Source organism: Trichococcus alkaliphilus, from assembly GCF_003008695.1.
Taxonomy (GTDB): domain Bacteria; phylum Bacillota; class Bacilli; order Lactobacillales; family Aerococcaceae; genus Trichococcus; species Trichococcus alkaliphilus.
The window spans coordinates 21,425-45,040 of the sequence record NZ_PXZT01000012.1 but is presented as its reverse complement, the minus strand read 5'-3'; the positions used below and the strand labels follow the sequence as shown (position 1 = coordinate 45,040).

The 23,616-nt window shown below is 49.4% G+C and carries 21 protein-coding genes; 3 read left to right on the top strand and 18 right to left on the bottom strand.

The window, feature by feature from the left end; translation table 11 throughout:
* Positions 1–104: 104 nt before the first annotated feature.
* Positions 105–1,319, top strand: a complete 1,215-nt coding sequence (locus C7R73_RS10195) for a helix-turn-helix domain-containing protein (protein ID WP_106450419.1) — start codon at positions 105–107, stop codon at positions 1,317–1,319.
* A 111-nt stretch (positions 1,320–1,430) separates the two neighbouring features.
* Here the strand turns inward: C7R73_RS10195 and C7R73_RS10190 are convergent, their stop codons facing one another.
* The 11 genes from C7R73_RS10190 to C7R73_RS10135 all read right to left on the bottom strand — a co-directional run bounded on the left by C7R73_RS10190 (position 1,431) and on the right by C7R73_RS10135 (position 10,923).
* Positions 1,431–1,742 (bottom strand): YbjQ family protein, encoded by a 312-nt coding sequence (locus C7R73_RS10190; RefSeq protein ID WP_106450418.1) that lies wholly within the window; start codon positions 1,740–1,742, stop codon positions 1,431–1,433.
* A complete protein-coding gene (locus C7R73_RS10185; RefSeq protein WP_153060391.1) occupies positions 1,723–1,956 on the bottom strand; it encodes a hypothetical protein in 234 nt (77 codons plus the stop codon). Before C7R73_RS10185 ends, C7R73_RS10190 begins: the two co-directional genes overlap by 20 nt.
* Before the next feature lie 410 nt (positions 1,957–2,366).
* On the bottom strand, positions 2,367–2,882 hold the full coding sequence (locus C7R73_RS10175) for a YacP-like NYN domain-containing protein (protein ID WP_106450463.1): 516 nt from the start codon (positions 2,880–2,882) through the stop codon (positions 2,367–2,369).
* Between the two features lie 43 nt (positions 2,883–2,925).
* On the bottom strand, positions 2,926–3,642 hold the full coding sequence (gene rlmB, locus C7R73_RS10170; protein ID WP_239992621.1) for a 23S rRNA (guanosine(2251)-2'-O)-methyltransferase RlmB: 717 nt from the start codon (positions 3,640–3,642) through the stop codon (positions 2,926–2,928).
* Between the two features lie 109 nt (positions 3,643–3,751).
* Positions 3,752–4,177 (bottom strand): Mini-ribonuclease 3, encoded by a 426-nt coding sequence (locus C7R73_RS10165; RefSeq protein WP_106450414.1) that lies wholly within the window; start codon positions 4,175–4,177, stop codon positions 3,752–3,754.
* Positions 4,162–5,574: a cysteine--tRNA ligase gene (cysS, locus tag C7R73_RS10160; protein WP_106450413.1), complete on the bottom strand. Its 1,413-nt coding sequence runs from the start codon at positions 5,572–5,574 to the stop codon at positions 4,162–4,164. Before cysS ends, C7R73_RS10165 begins: the two co-directional genes overlap by 16 nt.
* Before the next feature lie 55 nt (positions 5,575–5,629).
* Positions 5,630–6,175, bottom strand: a complete 546-nt coding sequence (gene epsC / locus C7R73_RS10155) for a serine O-acetyltransferase EpsC (protein WP_106450412.1) — start codon at positions 6,173–6,175, stop codon at positions 5,630–5,632.
* Positions 6,176–6,252: 77 nt separating this feature from the next.
* The gene (gltX, locus tag C7R73_RS10150) at positions 6,253–7,722 is read right to left on the bottom strand and encodes a glutamate--tRNA ligase (protein WP_106450411.1); all 1,470 of its coding nucleotides are present in this window, start codon (positions 7,720–7,722) and stop codon (positions 6,253–6,255) included.
* 48 nt (positions 7,723–7,770) lie between these two features.
* Positions 7,771–8,865: a PIN/TRAM domain-containing protein gene (locus tag C7R73_RS10145; protein WP_106450462.1), complete on the bottom strand. Its 1,095-nt coding sequence runs from the start codon at positions 8,863–8,865 to the stop codon at positions 7,771–7,773.
* Positions 8,866–8,891: 26 nt separating this feature from the next.
* Complete coding sequence (gene radA, locus C7R73_RS10140) at positions 8,892–10,274, bottom strand: DNA repair protein RadA (RefSeq protein WP_106450410.1); 1,383 nt, start codon at positions 10,272–10,274, stop codon at positions 8,892–8,894.
* Between the two features lie 103 nt (positions 10,275–10,377).
* Positions 10,378–10,923: a dCTP deaminase/dUTPase family protein gene (locus tag C7R73_RS10135; protein ID WP_106450409.1), complete on the bottom strand. Its 546-nt coding sequence runs from the start codon at positions 10,921–10,923 to the stop codon at positions 10,378–10,380.
* A 349-nt stretch (positions 10,924–11,272) separates the two neighbouring features.
* Between C7R73_RS10135 and C7R73_RS10125 the strand changes: the two genes are divergently transcribed.
* On the top strand, positions 11,273–12,382 hold the full coding sequence (locus C7R73_RS10125) for an ABC transporter ATP-binding protein (RefSeq protein WP_106450407.1): 1,110 nt from the start codon (positions 11,273–11,275) through the stop codon (positions 12,380–12,382).
* 380 nt (positions 12,383–12,762) lie between these two features.
* On the opposite strand, the gene C7R73_RS10120 is transcribed toward C7R73_RS10125, so the two are convergent.
* Positions 12,763–14,262 carry an alpha-amylase gene (locus C7R73_RS10120; protein ID WP_106450406.1) on the bottom strand — a complete coding sequence of 500 codons (1,500 nt, stop codon included), beginning with the start codon at positions 14,260–14,262 and terminating at the stop codon, positions 12,763–12,765.
* Between the two features lie 267 nt (positions 14,263–14,529).
* Here C7R73_RS10120 and C7R73_RS10115 point away from each other — a divergent pair, with 267 nt between their 5' ends.
* Entirely contained in the window at positions 14,530–15,519 is a 990-nt protein-coding gene (locus C7R73_RS10115) for a VOC family protein (protein ID WP_106450405.1), read from the top strand.
* Positions 15,520–15,573: 54 nt separating this feature from the next.
* On the opposite strand, the gene C7R73_RS10110 is transcribed toward C7R73_RS10115, so the two are convergent.
* The 6 genes from C7R73_RS10110 to C7R73_RS10085 form a co-directional block, all read right to left on the bottom strand.
* Positions 15,574–17,775 (bottom strand): alpha-galactosidase, encoded by a 2,202-nt coding sequence (locus C7R73_RS10110; RefSeq protein WP_192875261.1) that lies wholly within the window; start codon positions 17,773–17,775, stop codon positions 15,574–15,576.
* A gap of 31 nt (positions 17,776–17,806) precedes the next feature.
* Positions 17,807–19,246, bottom strand: coding sequence for a sucrose phosphorylase (gene gtfA / locus C7R73_RS10105; protein ID WP_106450403.1), 1,440 nt, complete (start codon positions 19,244–19,246; stop codon positions 17,807–17,809).
* Between the two features lie 56 nt (positions 19,247–19,302).
* Positions 19,303–20,127, bottom strand: coding sequence for a carbohydrate ABC transporter permease (locus tag C7R73_RS10100; RefSeq protein WP_106450402.1), 825 nt, complete (start codon positions 20,125–20,127; stop codon positions 19,303–19,305).
* A gap of 12 nt (positions 20,128–20,139) precedes the next feature.
* Positions 20,140–21,006, bottom strand: a complete 867-nt coding sequence (locus tag C7R73_RS10095; RefSeq protein WP_205076511.1) for a carbohydrate ABC transporter permease — start codon at positions 21,004–21,006, stop codon at positions 20,140–20,142.
* Between the two features lie 140 nt (positions 21,007–21,146).
* Entirely contained in the window at positions 21,147–22,421 is a 1,275-nt protein-coding gene (locus C7R73_RS10090) for an ABC transporter substrate-binding protein (RefSeq protein ID WP_106450400.1), read from the bottom strand.
* Between the two features lie 326 nt (positions 22,422–22,747).
* Positions 22,748–23,584, bottom strand: coding sequence for an AraC family transcriptional regulator (locus C7R73_RS10085; protein WP_161525926.1), 837 nt, complete (start codon positions 23,582–23,584; stop codon positions 22,748–22,750).
* Between the last annotated feature and the right edge of the window lie 32 nt (positions 23,585–23,616).

The window sequence follows — 23,616 nt, the reverse complement described above, 5'->3', positions numbered from 1 at the left end:
ACGGTTTCAATTAGCACGTTTTTAAGGTGATTTTCCTTTTTTGTTTATTTATTCCCTATTCTGGAGTAAACTACTGTTACAGTTTGATTTTAAGGAGAAATGAAATGAATTCATCAACGATCGATTTTATTACAAAGCTTCTCTCGGATACACTGCATTTAAATTTTCATTATTTCATAGCTCCATACCCTAATATATCCGCTTTTGACCAATCTCTCCGAGAAAGTCTTGAAGATTCTGAAACATTGTACAAACAAGTGCAGGACCTTCTGTTGACTCTGGAAAAAAACACTTTCTATTTTGTAACGGATAATTATTCAATCAGCTATATTTTTTTCTTTCCGTTCGTGGATAAACAGGATATCGTTGCCATAGGTCCTTATTTCAACAACCCGATTAATGATGATTATTGGAATGAAATCACTGAAAACAATCACCTGACTGCAACAGATATCCAAAATATAAAAGGATTCCTGTTCGGGATTCCTCAGATAGACAATAACTTACATCTTATTTCAATCATTTCAAATATCGTCTCCTATATTAATAAAGAGGACATCACTCCGTTCTCCATCAAATATCATGATTTTTCCACTTCCAGTAAAGATCATTATATTTATACTCCTAAAGATAATTTTGAAGCTTATTTCGATGCTGTATTCGATCGCTATAAGATAGAAAAAGAGCTTCTTAGCCACATTCGTAATGGAGATTGGGAAAAAGCCTTAGTTGAAGCAGAGCGGTTCATGAGTTCGCCTATTGAACCTCGCCTAAAAAACACACTCAGAGATCAAAAATCCCACTTGACTTCAGCAAATACCTTATTTCGTAAGGCTGTCGAAGGAAATGAAATACATCCTGTGTACTTACATGAAATATCAAGTAAGTTTCTCCATATGATTGAACTTACCAACTCAGAAAGTGCGTTAAATAAATTATATGAACAAATGATCCGGGAGTATTGCTTGCTTGTCCAAAATAAATCCAGAAACATGTACTCTCTATCAGTAAGGAAAATATTGGATTACATTGAATTCAATCTTAATATGCCCTTGACTCTGAAGAGCATTTCAGAAAAATTCAACTTATCCGCTCCCTACATTTCCAGCCAGTTCAAAAAAGAAGTAGGGACTACTGTGATCCGATACATTAACCAATTACGCATCAATGACGCCATAAAATTACTTGACTCCAGTTCTATGAGCATTCAAGATATTGCCGCATATGTAGGCATCCCTGACTATAATTACTTCACGAAGGTGTTCAAAAAAGAGATGGGCGTAACGCCTAGCGACTATCGGAAAGACATTGCCAAGTAGCCTGTTTTCGAGCGGATGGCGGATTTTCCGTCCAAAAAGCCTGCGATAAGCGCAAAGAAGAGGCCGCCTCGAAAAAATGAGACGACCTCTTCTTTGTGTTCTTATGCTGTTTTATTTAAATTTAACAGCGGTTCCATATGCGATTACTTCAGCTGCGCCTTGCATGATTGCAGAGGAAGCATACCGAATGTTTACAACTGCATCCGCCTCTAACGCAGTCGCTTCGTCAACCATCCGCTTTGTTGCTATGGCCCTGGCCTCATTCATCATTTCGTTGTAGGCTTTGAGCTCTCCGCCGATTAGCGTTTTAAGCCCTTGTGAAATATCGCGCCCTAAGTTTTTGGACTGAATCGTACTCCCCTTAACTAGTCCTAACATTTCAAATTCTTTTCCGCTTATATAATCAGTATTTACTAAGATCATCGTCATCATCCTCCTTGATTTCATTCACTCTTTCAATTAACAGGTACACCATCAACACAATTAATCCGCTGGGGACAACGATCAGTAGTATTTTCATCAGCAAAGGGATGTCCCCAGACTCAGCAAATCCCAGCCACATGTAGAACATAAAATAGGAAATAACTAAAACTGTAATCACTATTGGGGCAATCATTTTTTTCGTTTGTTTTTTCAATAGCATTACCCACTTTCTGCATCTTCGAAAAATTATTTAAATCCTCTATACAGTATACCTTACCCAAAGCGAACATATCCAACATATGCCGCTTCTGTTAAAGTGTGTCGTCAGCAGTTCCTGTAATTCTGCATGCGTACCTCTCATTTCCCCTTTCCCAGACATACGACTATGCCAAATAGAATTTCCCACGTTGTGGCCGGAGTTTGGCCCATATTTTGCTTGTATACTCCGATGATATAGCCTTCAAAGAAGTTAAGGCTTATTGTGGGGTACTGACTCCGGTGGGCGGTCCCTTCTCCGGAGTTGAGGACGGATTTCGGGGCCGCTATTGTAAACTCAATTCCACAAAGAAGAGGTCGCCTCAAAACGAGACGACCTCTTCTTTGTGTTCATATTATCAGGGTACTTCAATCTAGCATATCCTTATAGATCTCCCGCAGGGTCTCCAGTTGGTCATCCGACCAGGTGCCGCGCTGGCGTTGGTCACGGAAGCGGTGGCTTTCGCCCTCCAAGGCTTTTTTGGAGCGCTTGATGTCTTTGTAGAGTTCGATGGCGGAGATGCGCTGGGCGCCTTTCGAGAAGACGAGCTGCTGTTCGGCCAGGTCGCTAGTGGCGACGTAGACTTCGGTCAGCACGTTGCGCAGTTTTTTGACGACGCCTTCGATGTAGGTGTCGGCAGTCTCTCCCTGTGCGGTGAAGATGACCTTCACCCGGTATTTGGAATATTCTTTCGTGAGGCCGGGAACGAGTTGGGCGTCGAAGACGCACCAGACTTCATTCCCTTCATAGCTTTGGTAATCGGACAGCGCCTGCAGCAGTTGGTCCCGGGCCTCTTCGATGAGGTCCTGGTTCTTCAGCTTCACCAGTTCCGGCCAGGCGCCGATCATATTGTAGCCGTCCACTATCAGGATTTCTTTCTTCAACATGGCCTTCACCTCGCTTCTTCGGGTACGCAGACGCTGCAGATCAAACGTGGCGTTTGCGGAAAACTTCGTACATCATCAGTCCGGCTGCAACGCCGGCGTTCAGACTTTGGACATGGCCGACCATCGGGATGGTCAACAGACCATCCGCGGATTCCTTCAACAGGCGGGAGATGCCTTTGCCTTCGTTGCCGATGATCATGGCCAACGGCAAGGTTGTATCCCACTGGCGGTAATCCTGCCCCGACATGTCGGTGGCGTAGATCCAGACACCGCGTTCCTTCAGTTCTTCGACGGTGCGGTGCAGGTTCGTGACGCGCACGACCGGCACATGTTCGATGGCGCCTGTCGATGCTTTGGCGACGGTCGCCGTCAAGCCGACTGCGCGGCGCTTCGGAATGATGACTCCGTGGGCACCGCAGGCATCCGCGGTACGCAGCACGGAACCCAGGTTATGCGGATCCTCGACACCATCGAGGATGATGAAGAACGGATCTTCGTTCTTGGCGGCAGCCGCTTCGAACAGATCATCGAGCACGGCATATTGGAAAGCGGCCGTAGCGGCGATGATGCCCTGATGGACGGCATTGTCGGACAAAGTATCCAGCTTGGACTTCGGCACCGCTTGGATCTGGATCTTGCGGTCCTTCGCCAGCTTGATGATGTCGCCCAATTTTTCTCCGCCCAATCCGTCTTGGATGAACAGTTTGTTGACATCGCGATCGGAGCGCAGCAATTCCAGTACCGGATGGCGTCCCATCACGAAGTCTTCGTTTTCGGGTATTTCTTTTTCTGCATCATCGCGTCGTTTTGGTTCCGGTCTGCCCTTTTTCGGTGCATTGCGGGTGTCCTTGAACGCGCGGTTCGGTTTATTTTTCATAATTATTTTCCTCGACTTCTTGGATACACCAAAGGATCAACTCTTCCAGTCGCGCCACTTGTCCAGAAAGATGCAGATAACCCATCAACGACTCGAATCCGGTCGCGATGCGGTATGTCGTTACGTCCGCATTTTTGGCGATCGTATGGCTCTTGCTGTTGCGGCCGCGACGGTACATGTCCATTTCTTCTTCGCTCAGGAAGCCATCTTTGGCAAGCATCGCGTGCATCAGCTTCGCTTGGGCTTTAGCCGAAACGAAAAAAGTCGCACGACGGTGGAGCTGGTTGGGTTTGGTGTGCCCTTTTTCTAATAAATGTGTTCTGATATAGGTCTCATAAGCGGCATCGCCGACATAGGCCAAGGCAAGACCATTCAATAAGCTCCAATTGTGTTCTGTCACTATACTCTTCTCCATCTGGTACCCTGCGAAGTGTCATCCAGGATGATGCCCTGATCCTTCAGGTAATCACGGATTTCATCACTGCGGGCGAAATTTTTGTCTGTACGGGCTTGTGTCCGTTCATCGATCAGCGTTTGGATGTCATCATCCAACAAAGCCTCTTCCTCCAGCACGACGCCGAAGACGCCGACCATCGCTTTATACAATGCAAGTGCTTTGGTGATGACCGCTTCGGAAACGGCTTCGCCCTCTGCGTAGATGTTTAATTCCTTCGCGAACTGGTAAACGATCGTCATGGCGTTGTCCGCCTGAAAATCGTCGTCCATTTCGGTAACGAACTGTTCCTGCAGATTCTGGAACAAAACCAGTTTTTCGGCATCTTCAGGCAGTGCTGAAACGGCATCCTTCAGGCGGTAGTTGGCGTTCTGATAGGCAATTTTGACCTTATCCAGATTGATTTTGGCTTCTTCGATGGCCTTGTCGCTGTACTTGACAGGACGGCGGTAATGCGCTGTTCCGAGGAAGAAACGCAAGACTTGCGGATCGACTTCTTTCAGGATATCATGCACCGTCACGAAGTTCCCGAGCGACTTGCTCATCTTCTCAGCATCTTCGCCGATCGTGACGAAGCCGTTGTGCATCCAGTAGTTCGCGAAAGTTTTGCCGGTTTTGGCTTCGCTTTGCGCGATTTCGTTCTCGTGATGCGGGAAAGTCAGGTCATGGCCGCCGCCATGGATATCGATGGTGTCGCCCAAGTATTTGGTCGCCATCACGGAGCATTCGATGTGCCAGCCCGGGCGTCCCGGACCCCAAGGCGATTCCCAGGAGACTTCATCCGGCTTCGCTTCTTTCCAAAGCGCGAAATCGAGCTGATCTTCTTTCTTAATGTTCTCTTCCGCATCCAAGCGTTCGCTGGCGCCGACGATCAGATCCTTGATCGATTGATCGCTCAGTTTGCCGTAGTCCTTGAACTTGCCGGTGCGGTAATAGACGTCCCCGTCAGCCGCATAGGCATAGTCTTTTTCGATCAATTCGCCGATGAAGGCGATGATTTCCGGGATGTTTTCCATCACACGCGGGTTCAGCGTCGCTTTTTCGACATGCAGCGCCGCAGTGTCTTCATAGAAGGCCGCGATGAACTTTTCGGCGACTTCCTTCGCGGAAATGCCCATTTCTTTTGCGGCGCGGATGATCTTGTCGTCCACGTCGGTGAAGTTCGAGACGAAATTCACGTCATAGCCGCGGTATTCCAGATAGCGGCGGACGGTATCGAAAGCCACTGTGCTGCGCGCGTTGCCGATGTGGATGTAGTTGTAGACGGTTGGGCCGCAGACGTACATGCCCACCTTATTCTTTTGGATCGGTTGGAACTCTTCTTTTTCGCGCGTCAGGGTGTTGTAGATTTTTAACATTGCGCACTCCTTTCCAGCTTCGAAAAAAGGGCTGACGCCCTTTTTCGTTTGCTAATCATTCGATTGTTTTGTCTTCTTTCAGCTTATGGTTATGGTAACGGACGATCTTTGCGGGTATGCCGACCGCTGTGACATCAGGCGGAATTTCGCTGACGACGACTGCGGATGCCCCGATTTTGGCATTGTCGCCGATCTTGATCGGCCCCAACACCTGCACGTGGGCGGACAACAGCACGTTATTCCCGACTGTGGGATGGCGCTTGCCGGTGTCTTTTCCGGTGCCTCCCAGGGTCACGCCATGGTAGATCATGACATCGTCGCCGACTTCGGCTGTTTCCCCGATGACAATCCCCATGCCATGGTCGATGAACAGACGCCGGCCGATTGTCGCTCCCGGATGGATTTCGATTCCGGTCAAGAAACGCCCTAGATGCGAAATCACCCGGCTGAAGGTGTACCATTTTCGCTTATAAAAAAAATGAGCAATATCATATATAAGAATGGCATGTAACCCCGGGTACGTCAGAACGACTTCCAACGTACTCCTTGCAGCCGGATCATGATCTTTTATGGTTTGAATTGTTTCGCGTAATCTATTCAAGTCATTTCATGCTCCTTTTTGGATTATCCATCTATTATATAGAATAAGCTCACTTTTGCTATACTTTTTTGTCGGTCCTACATTTTATCCAATACGCTGTTCAGGTGAGCCAAGCTCTTCTCTCTGCCCAGCACTTCGATGGTCTTGCCGATTTCAGGCCCGTGCATTTGGCCGCTGACGGCGACACGGATGGCCATGTAAAGGTTCTTGCCTTTGATCTTGGTTTCTTTTTGGACTGCTTTGATGGCGCCCAGGATTTCAGCTTCTTCGAACGGCTCGATGGCAAGCAGTTGTTCTTTGAAGGCGGCAAGTACGGTCGGCGCTGTTTCGGCAGCCAGGATTTCTTGCGCTTCTGCGTCCAGGTTGAGTTCATCGGCGAAGAACATTTCCGATAGGGCAACGATTTCAGCGGCATAGCTCATTTGCTCGTGGTACAGACTGATCAGCTTTTTCGCATATTCGCTGTCCGATTCAGTAGGTTTTTCCGGCAATTTGCCGGCAGCCACCAAGTGAGGCGCGGCCAAAGTTACGATTGTGTCCAGGTCGGCGCTCTTCATGTACTGGTTGTTGATCCATTCCAGTTTCTTCTGGTCGAAGGCGGCAGGCGATTTGCTAAGGCGTTCCGGATCGAACATCTTGATCAGATCGTCTTTCGAGAAGATTTCGTCTTCTCCGACAGGTGACCAGCCCAACAGCGTGATGAAGTTGAACATCGCTTCCGGCAGGTAGCCCAAGTCTTTGTATTGTTCGATGAACTGAAGGATCGTTTCATCGCGTTTGCTCAATTTTTTGCCTGTTTCGCTGTTGATGATCAACGTCATGTGTCCGAAAGTAGGTATTTTCCAATCGAAAGCTTCATAAATCATCATTTGTTTCGGTGTATTGGCGATGTGGTCATCCCCGCGCAGGACATGGGTGATGGCCATCATGTGGTCGTCCACGGCAACCGCAAAATTATAGGTCGGGAAGCCGTCGCGTTTGCGGATGATGTAGTCTCCGCCGACGCTGCTGGCTTCGAATGTAATCGGTCCTTTAACGATGTCGTCAAAAGTGTAGGTATTTTCGATTGGCACACGGAATCGGATGACCGGTGTGATGCCTTGTGCTTCTTTTTCAGCTTGTTGGGAAGGCGTCAAGTTTGCGCATTTGCCGCCGTAATGTGGCATTTCCCCGCGTGCTCTTTGCTGTTCGCGCTCCGTTTCCAACTCTTCCTCATTGCAGTAGCACTTGTAGGCGCGGTTGGAAAGAAGCAGTTGATCGACCAACGGATCGTAGATATGCTGTCTTTCGGATTGACGGTACGGGCCGTATTTACCTGGTTTGTCCGGACCTTCATCCCAGTCCATCCCTAACCATGCCAAGTTTTGCAGTTGGCTTTCTTCGCCGTGTTCAAGGTTGCGTTTTTGGTCCGTATCTTCGGTGCGGATGATGAATTCACCGTCGTTATGGCGGGCAAACAGATAGTTGAACAATGCGGTACGGGCGTTTCCGATATGCAGGTTACCGGTTGGGCTTGGTGCATAACGTACGCGGATTTTCTTTGTCATATGAAGTATCCCCTTTTCTGTGGAGCTGGTTATGTCGTGCTGGATTTTCTATTTGATGCCTTTTTGTGAATGCGCAGGCTTCGCGAAGATCATGCGGCCGGCAGCTGTCTGCAAGGCACTCGTGACGACGACTTCGATTGTCTCGTTCATGTAATGCTGTCCCTCTTCGACGACGATCATCGTGCCGTCATCCAGATAGGCCACCCCTTGATTGCGTTCCGTTCCGACTTTGATGACGGTGACGACCATGTATTCACCGGGTATGACGACCGGCTTCACGGCATTTGCCAAGGCATTGATGTTCAATACCGGAACATTCTGGAACTCGCAGACTTTGTTCAGGTTGTAGTCGTTCGTGATGACGATGCCGTCGATCAGTTTCGCCAAACGGATCAGCTTGCTGTCGACTTCGGGAATCTCTTCGAATTCACCGTCGTAACTTTCCACGACGATATCCTCTTCTTTTTGGAGTTTGTTCAGGATGTCCAATCCCCGTCTGCCCCTGACGCGCTTCAGGCTGTCGGAGGAATCCGCGATATACTGCAGTTCACGCAACACGAAGTTCGGGATGACGATGACGCCTTCCAGGAAGCCGGTTTTGGCGATATCGTAGATGCGCCCGTCGATGATGACGCTCGTATCCAAAATCTTGTATTTGCGGAAAGTGTCATCCGCTTTGCGGTCAAGCATCTGTGTTTCTTCCTGTTTTTTCGGTTTTGCTGCGAACAGTTTACGGAATTCTTCGATCCGGGTAGTTCCCACGCGGAATCCCAGGTAGGCCAGGATCAAGGACAGGATCGCCGGCAGCACATCGTTGATGACCGGAATCCGCAGTGATGTCAACGGGATGCCGATCAACCAAGCCAACACAAGCCCGATGATCGTTCCGATCGAACCGAACAGCATGTAGCTTACCGATAAGGTGCTGAAATAATTTTCTATCTTTTGCATGATGTCCAAAATCAATTTCATCAATAAAAATGACAATAAATAAAATATAAGTGCTCCAACCCCAAAATTAACAAAAACATTATTGAAAAGATTGTTTCGTATGCCCGCTAATTCCCACAGGTAAGGCAGTGCTGTAATACCAGCGCTGCCGCCCACCATCAGGAAGACGGCCGTAATGATTTTCCGTTTCAAAGGCTTCCCTCTCTTTCCTTCTGTCATCAATTTTTATTCGGAAATACTTTGCGCAGCGTTTCTTGAAGCGTTGCGACAGGAATGATCTCGATCCCTTCCGGGTGCTTCCAGCCAGCCATATTGTTCTTCGGCAGATACACCTTCGTGAAGCCCAACTTTTGGGCTTCGTTGACGCGTTGCTCAATCCGGCTCACCCTGCGGATTTCACCGGTCAGGCCGATTTCGCCGATAAAGCACTCTGTCGCGGAAGTCTCGCTGTCCCAATAACTTGAAGCGATGCTGACCGCCACTGCCAAGTCGATGGCAGGCTCATCCAGCTTCACGCCCCCTGTCGATTTGAAGTAGGCATCCTGGTTCTGCAGCAGCAAGCCCGCCCGTTTTTCCAGAACGGCCATGATCAAGGAAACCCGGTTGTAATCCAATCCGCTCGCGGTCCGGCGGGCATTCCCGAAGACTGTCGGGGTGATCAGACACTGGATTTCCGCCAATATCGGGCGCGTGCCCTCGAGTGAGGCAACGACTGCAGATCCGGATGCTCCGGCGAGCCGCTCTTCCAGGAACAGTTCGGAAGGGTTCCTCACCTCGCGCAAGCCGCCCTCGATCATCTCGAAAACGCCGATTTCGTCGGTCGATCCAAAACGGTTTTTGACGGCACGCAGGATCCGGAAAGCATGATGACGATCGCCTTCAAAATACAGCACTGTATCCACCATATGCTCCAGCATCCGCGGTCCGGCGATGGCGCCTTCCTTCGTCACGTGTCCGACGAGGAAAATCGCGATGTCGTTGCTCTTCGCAATCCGCATGAATTCGGCGGTGCATTCGCGCACTTGCGTTACGCTGCCGGCCGTGCTCGTGATGTCTGGATGGATCATCGTCTGGATCGAGTCTACGATGACGAATTCCGGCTTGATCCGCTCAATCGTGCTGCGGATCGCGTCGACATCCGTTTCCGGGTAGATGTAGAAGTCGGTGCCCTTGACCCCTAGCCGTTCCGCCCGCAATTTGATCTGACTAGCGCTTTCCTCTCCGGAGATGTAAAGAACGCGGTGACCGCCTTGGTTGATCTGCGCCGAAACCTGCAGTAGCAAAGTGGACTTACCGATGCCGGGGTCGCCGCCGATCAGAATCAGCGAACCGGGCACGATGCCTCCGCCCAGCACATGGTTGACTTCTTCCATCTGCGTTTTGACGCGCGGCAGATTCTCGGTCTTAATGTCCTGGATGGCGATCGCTTCAGGTACGTTCCCGCTGAAATTGGAACGCTGCTGTTGCTTTACTGCTTTCGTCGCTTCCCGTTCTTCCTCCATTTGGTTCCAAGTGTTGCAGTTCGGGCAACGTCCCAGCCATTTCGGCGACTCGTACCCGCAAGCCTGACAAACGTATTTCACTGCATTTTTTTTTGCCAAATGAATCTCTCCTTCAAGTATGAACCAACTTATCTTATTTTATCACAAAAAGCCTATTCTACGTATAACAATCCGCAAATACCCGCCGATTTGGCTTTTCTTTTTAGGCCTGTCCTGACGAGCCGAAACCGCCTGTGCGTTCTGTTCCTTCTGCTTCATCCTGGTCGGCTTTCAGGAACTTCAGGAAGATGCCCTGGCCGATGCGGTCGCCCTTGCTGATCACTTTGTCGCGCAAGCCGAAATTCAGGAACTGGAAGTAGATGTGACCTTCGTTGCCCTCGTTATTGTAATAATCCGCATCGACAATCCCCACACCGTTCGGCAGCACGATGAAATTTTTCAGTGGATTGCTGGAACGGTTCGTCAATTGCAAGTATTCGTCTTCCTGCATGTAGGCTTTGATCCCAGTAGGCACCAAAAGCGGACGCAAAAGCTGCTCTTTCTTTTCGAGCGCCTCATCTTTATCGCTGTTGAATAGTTCCGTAAGGTGCGATCCCGCGCTTTGCACGACCGTCTTCCAGATAGCCGGCAAGACGATTTCTTCGGCTGCTTCAAAATCATATCCTGCTGCGTGTTTCGTTGCACGCTTGGGTAATTGGATGTTTTTATCGGCATAACTGCTGATGACTTCAAACCCTCTTTTGCTCATCAATCAAAACCCCTTTTTCTCTCTAGTATCGTTTTATCGATCTGTCCTGCATCAAAGAACCATTTTACCAAAACAACGGCGGTTTTTCACGGTTTACTTGTGTGCTTGCCTTTTCTTAATGCTTTCGGGGCGAGCGCTGTGTAAACTATAACAATGAATTGAGACTTTTCCTTGAACAATTCCTGAGGTTTTTCTAAAAGCTTCCGGCGCCAAGAAAGCGCCTTCGGCATAGTGCACAAAAACCTGTCACTTTTTTTGGGCAGTTTCCCGTGGTTATGGAATCCGCTTTCAAATAAGATAAGGACATAAAAGAAAACCAAAAAAAAATCAAAAGGCAGGTACAAATAAAATGGTAGAGATCCAGTTGAACAGCATCCATAAAAAATATGACAATTCCCCTAATTACTCAGTGACAGATTTCAACTTACAAATCAAAGATCGCGAATTCATCGTCTTTGTCGGTCCTTCCGGTTGCGGAAAGTCAACGACACTGCGCATGATCGCCGGTCTGGAAGATATTTCGGAAGGCGAATTGGTCATCGGCGATACCGTCATGAACGACGTTGCACCGAAAGACCGTGATATCGCAATGGTGTTCCAGAACTATGCACTATACCCGCATATGACCGTATTCGACAACATGGCGTTCGGTCTGAAACTGAGAAAGTACAGCAAAGATGAAATCAAAAAACGTGTTGATAATGCAGCTGACATCCTGGGGTTGACGGAATACTTGGACCGCAAACCGGCAGCTTTATCCGGTGGTCAAAGACAGCGTGTCGCCTTGGGTCGCGCAATCGTGCGTGACGCAAAAGTCTTCCTGATGGATGAGCCTTTATCAAACTTGGATGCAAAATTGCGTGTGGCCATGCGTGCTGAAATCGCAAAATTGCACCGTCGCCTGAACACGACAACCATCTACGTAACCCATGACCAAACCGAAGCGATGACCATGGCGGATCGCATCGTCATCATGAAGGACGGCTTTGTGCAACAAATCGGCAGCCCGAAAGAAGTCTACGATACACCAGTAAATGTGTTCGTAGCTGGATTCATCGGATCGCCTGCCATGAACTTCTTCAACGTAACTTTGCAGGATGGCGTCATCACGAACGGCGAAGGGCTTAAATTGGCTTTACCGGCCGGAAAACGCAGAGTCTTGGAAGAAAAAGGCTACAACGGCAAAGAATTGATCTTCGGCATCCGTCCGGAAGATATCCAAAGTGAGCAGATCGTTCTTGAAACCAACCCGACTTGGGCTGTCAAAGCGGAAGTGGTCGTATCCGAATTATTGGGTGCTGAAACCATGCTTTATAGTAAAGTCGGCGCAACAGAATTCATTTCCCGTGTGGACGCGCGCGATTTCCATTCGCCAGGCGAGGTCATTGATTTGGCCTTCAACATGAACAAGTCCCACTTCTTCGACAAGCAATCCCAAGATGTGATCACCATCCCTTAACCAGAGGATGGCCGGCATCACCTTAATGACGCTTACCAGTTCTAACCTACCCTCCCCCCATAGAAAAAGGCTGTCGCTCATTTTGAGGACAGCCTTTTTCTTATGCATGTATTTGCGTGTTTTGGCTGGAGGAGTGCGCAGCTCCGGTGAAGGACCTTCCGACCGGAGCACGCCGACAATGATCGCATTCAACTACGACGAAGCAGCCTTCATCGGAGGACACCAGCAGAATGTGGGCCGAACTTCGGCGAAGCCTCCCTTCACGGGAGAAGAGCGCTCTCGACCAATAATGAAGGAGGTGCCTCCATGAGACACCTCCTTCATTTATGTGGCTATTGTTTTCGCTTCAATCTATTCGCCCGCAGTTGTTCGGTAAAAAGTTATTCTTCCACCGCATCCGCATCGAATGCTTCCGCTGGTGAGATGCCGTCCTTCACCCAGACCGAAATCGTACCGGCTTTGACAGGGAAACGCCCATTGCCGTCCTCAGCGATTTCGACTCTGTCTTCGCGGTTGCCTGTGTAGTCAGCGAATGTCTGGCCGGCATACTGTTCGCCCACGTACATATCCTTGAATCCTTCTTCACTGTTGGAAATGACTGCCGCCAAACCGTACGGATGCTCTTCATTGCCCAAACGGGTCCAGCCGACGCAGTTGCTATGGTCGAAGTAGTCACGCTGTTCGCCGTAAGCATGGTTCGCGCGCAGATAAAGCAGTTTATCCAGGAACGTTTGTTGGCCGTCGATTGGATTCGCACCTTTTATGCCGTAGTAATCGCCGTAGAACAGGCACGGAAATCCTTGTTCGCGCAAAAGCGTCACGCCGTAAGCCAACGGTTTGAACCAAGGCTCGACAAAGGACTGCAAGGCTTGACCCGGTTGCGAATCGTGGTTGTCGACAAACGTGACCGCATGGGTCGGGTTTTTGGCCACCAGCGTTTCCTTGAACAATTCACGCAGATCGTAATCCTTGCCTTGCTGGGATGCGACGTGGAAATTCTGGTGCAAGGGGACATCGAACAGATCCAAAGAGAAGTCGGTCGCTTCCAAGTATTCCTTGATTGTTCCATAACGGTACTTCCAATATTCGCCGACCACATAAAAATCATCGCCATGCTGCGCGCGGATCGTCTCAACGAACTCCTGCACAAAATGGTCATTGATGTGTTTGATGGCATCCAAGCGGAAGCCATCGACGCCGGTTTCCTTGATGTACCAGTCCGCCCATTTTTTGACTTCTTCGACGACCGCGGGATGGCCGTAGTCGATATCGGCATACATCAAATAATCATAATTGCCGTATTCGCTGTCGACACTCTCGTTTTCCGTCCAGCCTTTTTCGAAGCCCTTGATCATGTAGATGGCTTCTTTGCCGTTCTCGTTATTGAAGTCCGTTCCGGTGAAATGCTCCCAGGACCATTTGAAGTCGGAATATTTGTCGCCGCGACCCGGGAACGTGAATTTCGTCCAGCCTTCGATTTCGTATGCTTTTGTCTGCTTTTCCTGACGGTTGTCGGGATCCACTTCATAAGCAAGGAAGCGTTCCGTTTCATCAGCGCCGGCTTTATGGTTCAGGACAACGTCGGCATAGACGGCGATTCCTTCCGCATGCAGTGCTTCGATCGCAGCCAAGTACTCTTCCTTGGTTCCGTATTTTGTGCGGACGGCCCCTTTTTGGTCGAATTCACCTAAATCATAGAGATCGTAGACGCCGTAGCCTGTATCGTTCGTCCCTGTCGCTTTATAGGCCGGAGGAGTCCAGACAGCCGTAATGCCCAGTTCCTTCAGATGTTTTGCATCCTCCTTCAGGCGATTCCATAATTGACCATCATCATCCAAATACCATTCAAAATATTGCATTATCAATCCATTTCCTGCCATTCGCTCACTGCCTCTCGTTCATTCTAGATTTGTTGTAGTCTACAAAATGCTTTTCGCTCTTCTCATTATACACGCTTCTCCTACATTTGCCTTTTGTGACACCTCCTGAGCGCCGCTTTCTTCCTTGCGGGACGAAATGCTTGCATCTTGAATCGGTCGCCGTTATACTGACATTAAGTTAGCTGATTGCTGATTTCTTTTTTTGTCTATATATCTCGAATTAGGAATATACGAAACAGAATACATAACGAAATGAGGAAACGATCCATGAACACATTAAGAGGAATCCACCACGTCACCGCCATCACAAGCAGCGCCGAAAAGAACTATGCCTTCTTCACGAACATCCTGGGCATGCGCTTGGTCAAAAAAACCGTCAACCAGGACGACATCCAGACTTATCACCTTTTCTTCGCCGATGATCGCGGCAGCGCCGGCACCGACATGACTTTCTTCGATTTCCCAGGGATTCCGAAAGCCGTCAGAGGGACCAATGAAATCTTCAAGACCGGCCTGCGCGTCCCTTCAGATGAAGCCCTGGCCTACTGGGTGAAACGTTTCGATAAATATAACGTTACGCATTCCGACATTTATGAGCAATTCGGCCGTCGGGTGCTCGACTTCCAGGATTTCGATGAGCAGCTCTACCAGTTGGTTTCGGATGAGTCGGATGCCGGCGTGGCTCCCGGGATTCCATGGCAAAAAGGCCCTGTTCCGAATGAATACGGCATCCGCGGTTTGGGACCGATTTTCGTCCGCATCGCTGATTTCAATTTCTACAAGCAAGTAGTGGAGTCTGTCCTGGGCTTCCGCCATGCCGCTTCCGATGGCGACATCCATCTCTTCGAAGTGGGCGAAGGCGGAAACGGCGGCCGCATGATCGTGGAGCACAATGAGGTGCTGGGTCAAGCGCAGCAAGGTTTCGGCAGCGTCCACCACATGGCTTTCCGCGTGAAGGACCGCAAAGATTTGGAAGAATGGATCGAACATATGAGCGCTTACCGTTTCCCGATCTCCGGCTATGTCGACCGTTTCTACTTCCAATCGCTCTACGCCAATATCGCGCAGGGCATCCTCTTCGAATTTGCGACGGAAGGCCCGGGGTTCATCGATGATGAAGAGCCTTACGAGACGTTGGGCGAACGATTGGCCTTGCCGCCTAAATTCCGTGATTCCCGCGAAGAAATAGAAGGCTTGGTCCGTCAATTCGATACCGTGCGCAGCACGAAGACTTTCGAAAAAGAATATTTGGACTAACAAAAAAGCAGAGGCTATCTCATTTTCGAGACAGCCTTCTGCTTTTTTTGCATTTTAAACTGATTGTGTTTCCTTCAGCACCAAACAAACGCTTTGGTAATCGCCGTGCAGGGCATCCTTCAGATAGAGCCCCCGGTTCATCAGCTCATCGCCGCCGATAACCCCTTCATACCCGCTGACGGTGTAGAATTTAGCGGAATCCAAGCCTTTGAACATCACTTTTTTCTTCTTCAGGTTGGCCCGGTCGAGAACCCGGTAGTAGAAATAAAGCGCCTCGTCTTTATCAGGACCCACAAAGATCCAAGCGGCCTCGTTTTGCGTTTCGAAAGGACTGAGGATGCGGTGGAAGACACCATATTGGACAAGTCCGCGGTGTTCCTTGTAGAAGCTGATCTGCTCCTTCATCTCTTGTTTCTCTGCTTCGGAAAGCGTCGTGACATCCAGTTCGTAGCCCAGATTGCCGGCCATCGCCACATCCCCGCGCATCTTCATCGAAGTCATACGGTACACTTGGTGATTCGGAATGGCTGATACGTGCGAACCCATGCTCGAAATCGGCATGACGAGGCTGGTGCCGTACTGGATTTCCAGACGCGCCACCGCATCGGTGTTGTCGCTGGTCCAAGTCTGTGGCATATAGTAGAGGATACCCGGATCGTAGCGTCCGCCGCCGCCTGAGCAGCTTTCGAAGAGGATGTGCGGATATTTCGTAACCAACGCCTCCATCACTTCATAAAGTCCCAACATATATTTGTGCAACACTTCCCCCGGCAACGCGCCTGGAGCAGCAGTCCCGATTTCGGTCATGTTGCGGTTGTAGTCCCATTTGATGTAATCGATCGGCACTTCATCCAGAATCTGCATCATCTGCGCCAGGATATTGTCGCGGACCTCCTTGCGGCTGAAATCGACCACGTATTGGCTGCGGCCCAGCGATTTTTCCCGTCCTGGCGTATGGATGCACCAATCCGGATGGGCTCGGTAGAGGTCGCTGTCTTCGGAGATCATTTCCGGTTCGAACCACAGCCCGAACAGCAAGCCCTTCGCTTTGATGTTTTCTGCGAGTTGCTTCAATCCAGCCGGCAATTTCGCGGTGTGGACATGCCAATCCCCCAGCGAGGAATAATCATCATCCCGCTTGCCGAACCAGCCATCGTCCAGTACGAACAATTCGACTCCCAAAGCAGCCGCTTCATCGGCCATGGCCTCGATCTTCTCGGCTGTGAAATCGAAGTAGGTGCCTTCCCAGTTGTTAATGAGAACTGGGCGCTCCGCAAATTGATGCTCACCCCGCACGAGATGCTTCTGGTAGAAGGGATGCAGTGTCTGCGACAGGCCATTCAGGCCATTTTCGCTATAAGCCAACACGACTTCCGGCGTCTGGAACGTCTCTCCGACAGGCAAACGCCATTGGAAGTGGGCCGGATTGATTCCCATCTGGACACGGGTCTGCGCGTAGGTGTCGACTTCGACATTGGCCCTGAATTCGCCGCTGTAGACGAAATGGAAACCGTAGACCGCTCCTTGGTCTTCCGTCGCCGTTTTCTCCGCCAGAGCCACGAACGGCTGATAGGCATGGCTCGTGGTTCCGCGCTTGCTGTCGAGCGTATGGATGCCGCGGACAAGCGGCGTGCGCACGACTTGGCGTTCCCTTCCCCAGGCACCAGGCAATTGGATCATATCGAAAGCATCATCGGGGAAATCGATGGACATGCTCAGGGCTTTGTTCAGATGGATATCTCCAGCCCCGTTGTTGCGGAAACTGGCCGAGCGCGTCAGCACCGGATAGTCGCGGAACAGGGTGTAGCTCAAAACGACTTCCACCTTTGTGACGGTGTCTTCCAAGGTAAGCAACAACGTTTCCGCCGGTTCTTCCGTTGTTTCATAGGTCTGCGGTAAGCCTTGCAGCGGCTGCTTGCCCGCCACTATTTCATGGCTCTTGTAAGTCAGCAGGCTGACGGTCGTTTGATCGGGATACAGGCATTCGAATGCCGATTCCCGGAAATCGCCGCTGCCGTTGCCCGGGAATTCCTGCGGCAAGGTCGCCAACGAAAACACACGGCCAGGGACCTCGGACGGATTGGGTGCAAAGGCATTGTCTTGGCGCGGATAGTCAGCCACTTGGGAAAAACTGTTGAGTTTCTTTCCCCAATACTGATGGGATACATATTTTTCTTCTTCCAGTGCAATCACATAGCTCACTGTTTCGTTCTGCAGATGGAAATATTTTTTTCTTTCATCAAATGTTATCGTCACAGTCATCACTCCTTGGCTCTATTCATTTTGGCTAAAATATTTGTTCTTCCCCTGATGCAGTCCGGTGAAGGATCGAGAATGTATTTGTAGGCAGGTTAACCGTCAGGCTGGCCGCCTCTTCGCCAAGGACCCACGTTAAAGTGAAGGCGCCGTCGTTTATCTTGGTTATCTCTAAATTTCCGTCAAAAGCTTTGGCCGTATTGCGGAAAGACAGCAAGCGGAAGAGGTCTTTTACGACCGGCCGCTCGATTTCTTGTCCGATTTCGTCCAAGCTATAGTAGTGACGGTTGATGTTGCGGCCTTCCTTGCTGTTCTCCAGCAGCTCCAGATCGTTTTCGCCAGCCAACAAGCCTACGTAATAGATCTGCGGAATCCCGGGAGTGAAGCACTGGATTGCCCGCGCTAACAGGTAGGCGGCATCGTTGTTTCCTAAAGCTGAATAGTACGTGCAGTTGATCTGGTAGATGTCCAAATTGTTGTAGGCTTCCGAGCTGTAGATCCGCTTCAGGTTGGCGCCTTTTTCGTAGAGGGATTCCACTGTGAAGTCCACTTCTGCTTGGGTCATCAGATCCTTCACGTCGACGACACCGATGCCGTCATGCGTGTCCAAGGTCGTGAACTGGTCGCGCGGGCAGATCTCCAGCCAATGCAGCAGTTTCGCCGCTTTGCCGCTGTATAGTGCGTGCAGTACGAGCATCGGCAAGGCGAAATCATAGACCGGAAAGCCTTTTTCGGCGATTTTTTGCTGGATTGTGTAGTGCTCATGGATTTCGGGAAGGACCGTCACATCATAGGGTTTCAGGATTTCCACTGCGTATTCCAGCATCTCCCAGATTTCGGGTTCCACAAAGAAGCAATTCGTATCCAATTCCTTGATGGCGTAGGCGAATGCGTCCAAGCGGATGATCGAAGCCCCTTTGTCCGCCAGAAAACTCAAGGTATCCTTGATGAATTGGCGCGTCGCTTCGGTCTTCACGTTCAGATCGATCTGCTCTTCCGAGAACGTGCACCAAACTTTTTCCGTCGTGCCGTCCTTGAAATGGGCGTCCACGAAAGGCGCTTTGGGTTTGCGTTTGTAGATCAGGTCGATGTCCGCTTCAGTCGGTCTGTTCTCCGGCCAATAGTCGTTGTAGCGGATGAAGAAGTCCTTGTATGGCGACTCCTCTTTCTTCTCCAGAAAGTCCAAATAATAGGGTGATTGTGCGGAAATGTGGTTGAGCATGAATTCGTACATCATGTAGTATTTTTCGCTGATGCGTTTGATATCATCCCAATCGCCGAACTGCTCATCCACTTTGGTGTAGTCCATCGGCGAAAAGCCGCGGTCGCCTGATGATGGGAAGAACGGCAGGATGTGTACGCCGCCGACGACCCCTTTCAGATGGGTGTCCAGCACGTGTTCCAGATCCTTCAGGTTATTGCCCAGACTGTCCGGATAAGTGATCAGCATCGCTTCGTTTTTTATCTTCATTACAGTTACCTCATTCTCAAATATCGTTAAGCTGAACGAACCCGCTCAGCTTTTATTTATTTCCCACCGGTTGTAGCGATGCCTTCGATGAATTGTTTTTGGAATATGATGTAAAGGATGATCATCGGAATGATCGCGATGACCGAACCGGCCATCAGCTGCGGATAATTGGTCGTGAATTGCCCTTGCAGGCTGGCCAATCCAGCCGACAGCGTCATTTTGTCCTGGGACATGTTGACGACCAACGGCCACATCAAGTCCTTGAAGGCAAAGAGCGACGTGAAGATCCCCAAGGCCACCAAGCCGGAACGCGCCAGCGGCATGTAGATGCGGAAGAACACTTGCCAGATCGATGCGCCATCGATCGTGGCGGCTTCCATCAATTCATCAGGCAGCTTCATGAAGAATTGGCGAAGCAGGAAGGTCCCGAAAGCGGAGACGATGCCCGGGATGACCAAGGCTGAGATTGTGTTCAGCAGCCCCAGATTCTGGACCAGCAAATATTGCGGCGTCAGATAGATCTGCGAAGGGATCATCATCTGCGTCAGGACGATTACGAAAAACAGGTTTTTTCCTGGGAACGACAGTTTCGCAACCGCGAAGGCCGCCATCGCGCTGAAGATTGTCGAGGTCAATACCCTGATGGCAATCATCAACCCTGTATTTAGGTAGAAGCTTACGAACGGCAAGGAATTCCATACTGCTTTATAGTTCTCAATCTGGAATGCTTCCGGGAAAATTTGCGGCGGTATCTGCGTGGATTCGCTGATTGTTTTTCCCGAAGTCAGGACCATCCATAAGAACGGCACGACCATCAGCAAGGATCCGATGATCAGCACGATGTGGATCAGTGCCGTCGTTTTATTCATTTTTGTCTGCATATCTATTCACTCCTAATCGTAGGTGACCCATTTTTTCTGCGCCAACAGCTGGATGCCGGTGATCGCCATGATGATCAATACTAATGAGATGGCGACAGCCGAACCGAAGCCTTTGTCATTGAGCACGAATGATTCATTGAAGAACATGTACACGAGCGATTGCGTGCTCTTCAGCGCCAAGTTCGTGCGGTCGAACATCATGAAGATGACATCGAACACCTGCAGGGCACTGATGACACTTGTTACGGAAACGAAGAACAGTTGCGGCGAAAGCAACGGCAGCGTGATCGCGAAGAATTGCTTCAACGGTCCGGCGCCATCCACAACAGCTGCTTCATAATATTCTTTGGGTATTTCCTTCAGACCCGCCAACAGCAGGATCATGTTGTAGCCGACATTCGTCCAGATTCCGACGATGATGATGGACCAGATTGCCACATCAGGATCGGTGATCCACATAATGGATCCGGAATAGCCAAGTTTATCCAGCACCGCATTAAGCAAGCCGTATTCCGAATTGAACAACCAGCGCCAAACCATGGCCACGGCTGCCGGAGCGGCGATCATCGGCAGGAAGAAGATGGTACGGTACAGTCCGACCGCTTTTATCTTCGTGTTCATCAGTACTGCAAAGAACAGCGACAGGATCATTGTGATGGGCACTTGGATAGCGGCGTAGAAGAAGGTATTTTTCAATGATTGCCAGAATTCAGGATCTTGCAGCATCTGCAGATAGTTGTCCATCCCGACAAAGGTTGAAGTGCCGAATGTACTCACATTCTGGAAACTCATGTAAAGCGACTGGAATAACGGGATGACGTTCAGGATCAAAAGTCCGATAAATGTTGGGGCGATAAAAAACCAGCCCCACAGTGCCATTTTTCTTTTGCGTTCCTTTGCGGTCACGGTGCGGAGCGTTTTTTCTTTAGGGATTGCTATATCCGATTTCATCACTTTCACCTCTATATATATTGAAAGCCACTTATGGGAGTGTTCCCCATAAGCGGCCTTCTATTTTATTATTTTTCGTTCGCCAAGACTTCTTCAACACCGGAGACGATGTCTGCAGCCACATCTTTAACAGTCGTTGCACCGTCAAATACAGGCATCAAAGCATTGTTTTCGACATCTTCCCAACGGGCTGTCTCTGCTGAGTAAGGCTTGATGTAGGCATTTTCCATTTGATCTACATAGACTTGCATATTGAATTGGCTGTATGCTTTTACGAATGTTTCTTCTGTTCCTTCATAAGCCGGGATAGCCGCGCCGTTCTCGCCTTGCAGACGCATCGCTTCCTCTGTTCCCAGGAATTCGACGAATTTCAGGGCTGCTTCTTCATTTTCAGTTGAAGCCGCAACGGAGTTGGCCAAGCCATTGAATATTGTTCCCGCTTGTTTGCCTTGCGGTAATGGCGCTACATCAGCATTGGCAGCCGTATATTCATTGTTGGCCATTTCCCCTGTCATCCAAGAGCCGAAGAAGCCCATCGCGCCACGTCCTGATTGGAAGAAGGACAAGTTCGTATTTTCAGCAAATTGGCTTTGCGTCGGTGATACGCCATGTTTCACGCTCAGATCCGCATACCATTGCACGGCTTCGATCGTTTCGTCCAAACGGAAACCGGATTCGGTCTTGTCATCGGACAATACGTAGCCGCCGTTCTGGAAGATGAAGTTGTGGTAGCCTTCTTGTCTGTTCAAAGGAGCCAAAATGCCGTATACGCCGTTGTCGGGATCGTTCAACGTTTGAGCGGCTGCCAACATCGTGTCCCAAGTCCAGGTTTCATCCGGATAAGCAACGCCAGCTGCGTCGAACAGCGTTTTGTTGTACCATAGCGCAATCGTGTCGTAGTCTTTCGGGATGCCGTAGAGCGCATCATCAGCGGAATACAGTTCGACCAATTCCTCCGGGAAATGATCCAAGGAAGTCAATTCGCTGTTTGCGTAAGTTTCCGACAAATCCATCAGGACGCCGCCAGTCGTGTATTTCGCGATTTCATTGGAGTGCATCCAGAATACATCCGGCATGCTGCCGCCTTGTGCGCCTGCTTCCAATTTGGTCCAATATTGATCCCAAGGTGTCACTTCAACGTTTACCTGGATGTCAGGATTTTCCGCTTCGAAAGCTTCCGCTATCGCTTCCATACCCGGTTGTTGGATTTTGTCCCAAATGCCGTAAGTGATCGTCACTTCACCAGAATCGCTTCCACCCTCGGAACCGTTTCCGCACGCACCTAAAACAAGTCCTGATAACAATACTGTAGCCAATGATACTTTCTTCCAATTCTTTAACATCTCTTCTCCACCTTTTCGTTTATCTATAAAATTGTATAGTTTAAAACAAAGAAACTATTGGACCCTAGAAAAATTGCACCTGAACTGTTCAAAAACAATCGATTTGTAAACGTTTACTTGTTTTGATGTCCTTATAATACCAAATATAAGATGCGTCCGATAGATATTCAGCCGTACAAAAACATACCTTTTTGTTGATTTTAATATTATCAGCGTGTATGCCCTCAAGGTATTGCTGTTAAAGCAAAAAGGCCGGACCTGCCCGGAACCGGCTTTGCAGCGTTGCCAAGTGGCCCGACCTTTGTCGTCCAGTTTACCTTGCTGTACTATTTCGTTTTGACTTTCTTTACATAAGCCCTCGGAGACATCTCCATCTTGCTTTTGAAGATACGCGTGAAGCTCAAAGGATTTTTGTAGCCGACCTTCTCAGCGATCTCGGCAATGCTGAGATCCGTCGTTTCCAGATATTCACGGCTTTTGAAAACACGGAACTCGATCAAATATTCATGGGGCGTCCGGTTTGTCGTTTTATGGAAAATCGAAGTCAAGTAGGAATCGTTCAAAGACAGTTCCCGGCTGATGTCACCGATCTGAAAATCGACATCCCGATACCTGTCTTTAATGATTTCAAGCGCCCTTTTTGTATATTCGACGCCTTTGTTGATTTTCTCGATCTGTTTGATTTCGGTGCCGTTCAGATCGTGCCCCAACAGGCTCAACAGAAGGTACAATTGCCCTTGCAACCGCAGCCGCGATAAGATATCGAATGGATTGGCCGCCATGATTTCCTGCATCATCTCTTTTACTTGGCCGAAATTTTTCACATTCCCCACCGGATGCGAAACCCGGAATCCGATGGCCTCCAGCAAGGCCTCCAACTGCTCGCCTTGCATGCCGATCCAGTAATATTCCCAAGGATCCTCTTCATCCGCTTGATAATAGGTTATCACGTTCGGATAAATGATGAAAAATTGGCCTTCTTTCAGGTTGAACCGGCTGTTGCCAATCTCGAAGTAGCCCTTACCCTTCATAATGATATGGATCAAAAAATATTCCCGGACAGTTGGTCCGAAACTATGGTTGGGAGCACACTCCTCTTTTCCTTTGGTTGTGTAATAAAGGTCTCTATAATAGATTTCTTCTTTAAAAAAATCCTCATCCATTTTCATCACCTCGGTCTTATTCCTCTTAAAGC

Bases quoted from the DNA above. Each gene is read 5' to 3' on its own strand.
- C7R73_RS10195 (WP_106450419.1), top strand. From the start codon at position 105: ATGAATTCATCAACGATCGATTTTATTACAAAGCTTCTCTCGGATACA.
- C7R73_RS10190 (WP_106450418.1), bottom strand. From the start codon at position 1,742: ATGATCTTAGTAAATACTGATTATATAAGCGGAAAAGAATTTGAAATG.
- rlmB (WP_239992621.1), bottom strand. From the start codon at position 3,642: ATGGGACGCCATCCGGTACTGGAATTGCTGCGCTCCGATCGCGATGTC.
- C7R73_RS10165 (WP_106450414.1), bottom strand. From the start codon at position 4,177: ATGGAGAAGAGTATAGTGACAGAACACAATTGGAGCTTATTGAATGGT.
- cysS (WP_106450413.1), bottom strand. From the start codon at position 5,574: ATGTTAAAAATCTACAACACCCTGACGCGCGAAAAAGAAGAGTTCCAA.
- gltX (WP_106450411.1), bottom strand. From the start codon at position 7,722: ATGACAAAGAAAATCCGCGTACGTTATGCACCAAGCCCAACCGGTAAC.
- C7R73_RS10135 (WP_106450409.1), bottom strand. From the start codon at position 10,923: ATGAGCAAAAGAGGGTTTGAAGTCATCAGCAGTTATGCCGATAAAAAC.
- C7R73_RS10125 (WP_106450407.1), top strand. From the start codon at position 11,273: ATGGTAGAGATCCAGTTGAACAGCATCCATAAAAAATATGACAATTCC.
- C7R73_RS10120 (WP_106450406.1), bottom strand. From the start codon at position 14,262: ATGGCAGGAAATGGATTGATAATGCAATATTTTGAATGGTATTTGGAT.
- C7R73_RS10115 (WP_106450405.1), top strand. From the start codon at position 14,530: ATGAACACATTAAGAGGAATCCACCACGTCACCGCCATCACAAGCAGC.
- gtfA (WP_106450403.1), bottom strand. From the start codon at position 19,246: ATGAAGATAAAAAACGAAGCGATGCTGATCACTTATCCGGACAGTCTG.
- C7R73_RS10100 (WP_106450402.1), bottom strand. From the start codon at position 20,127: ATGCAGACAAAAATGAATAAAACGACGGCACTGATCCACATCGTGCTG.
- C7R73_RS10095 (WP_205076511.1), bottom strand. From the start codon at position 21,006: ATGGCACTGTGGGGCTGGTTTTTTATCGCCCCAACATTTATCGGACTT.
- C7R73_RS10090 (WP_106450400.1), bottom strand. From the start codon at position 22,421: ATGTTAAAGAATTGGAAGAAAGTATCATTGGCTACAGTATTGTTATCA.
- C7R73_RS10085 (WP_161525926.1), bottom strand. From the start codon at position 23,584: ATGGATGAGGATTTTTTTAAAGAAGAAATCTATTATAGAGACCTTTAT.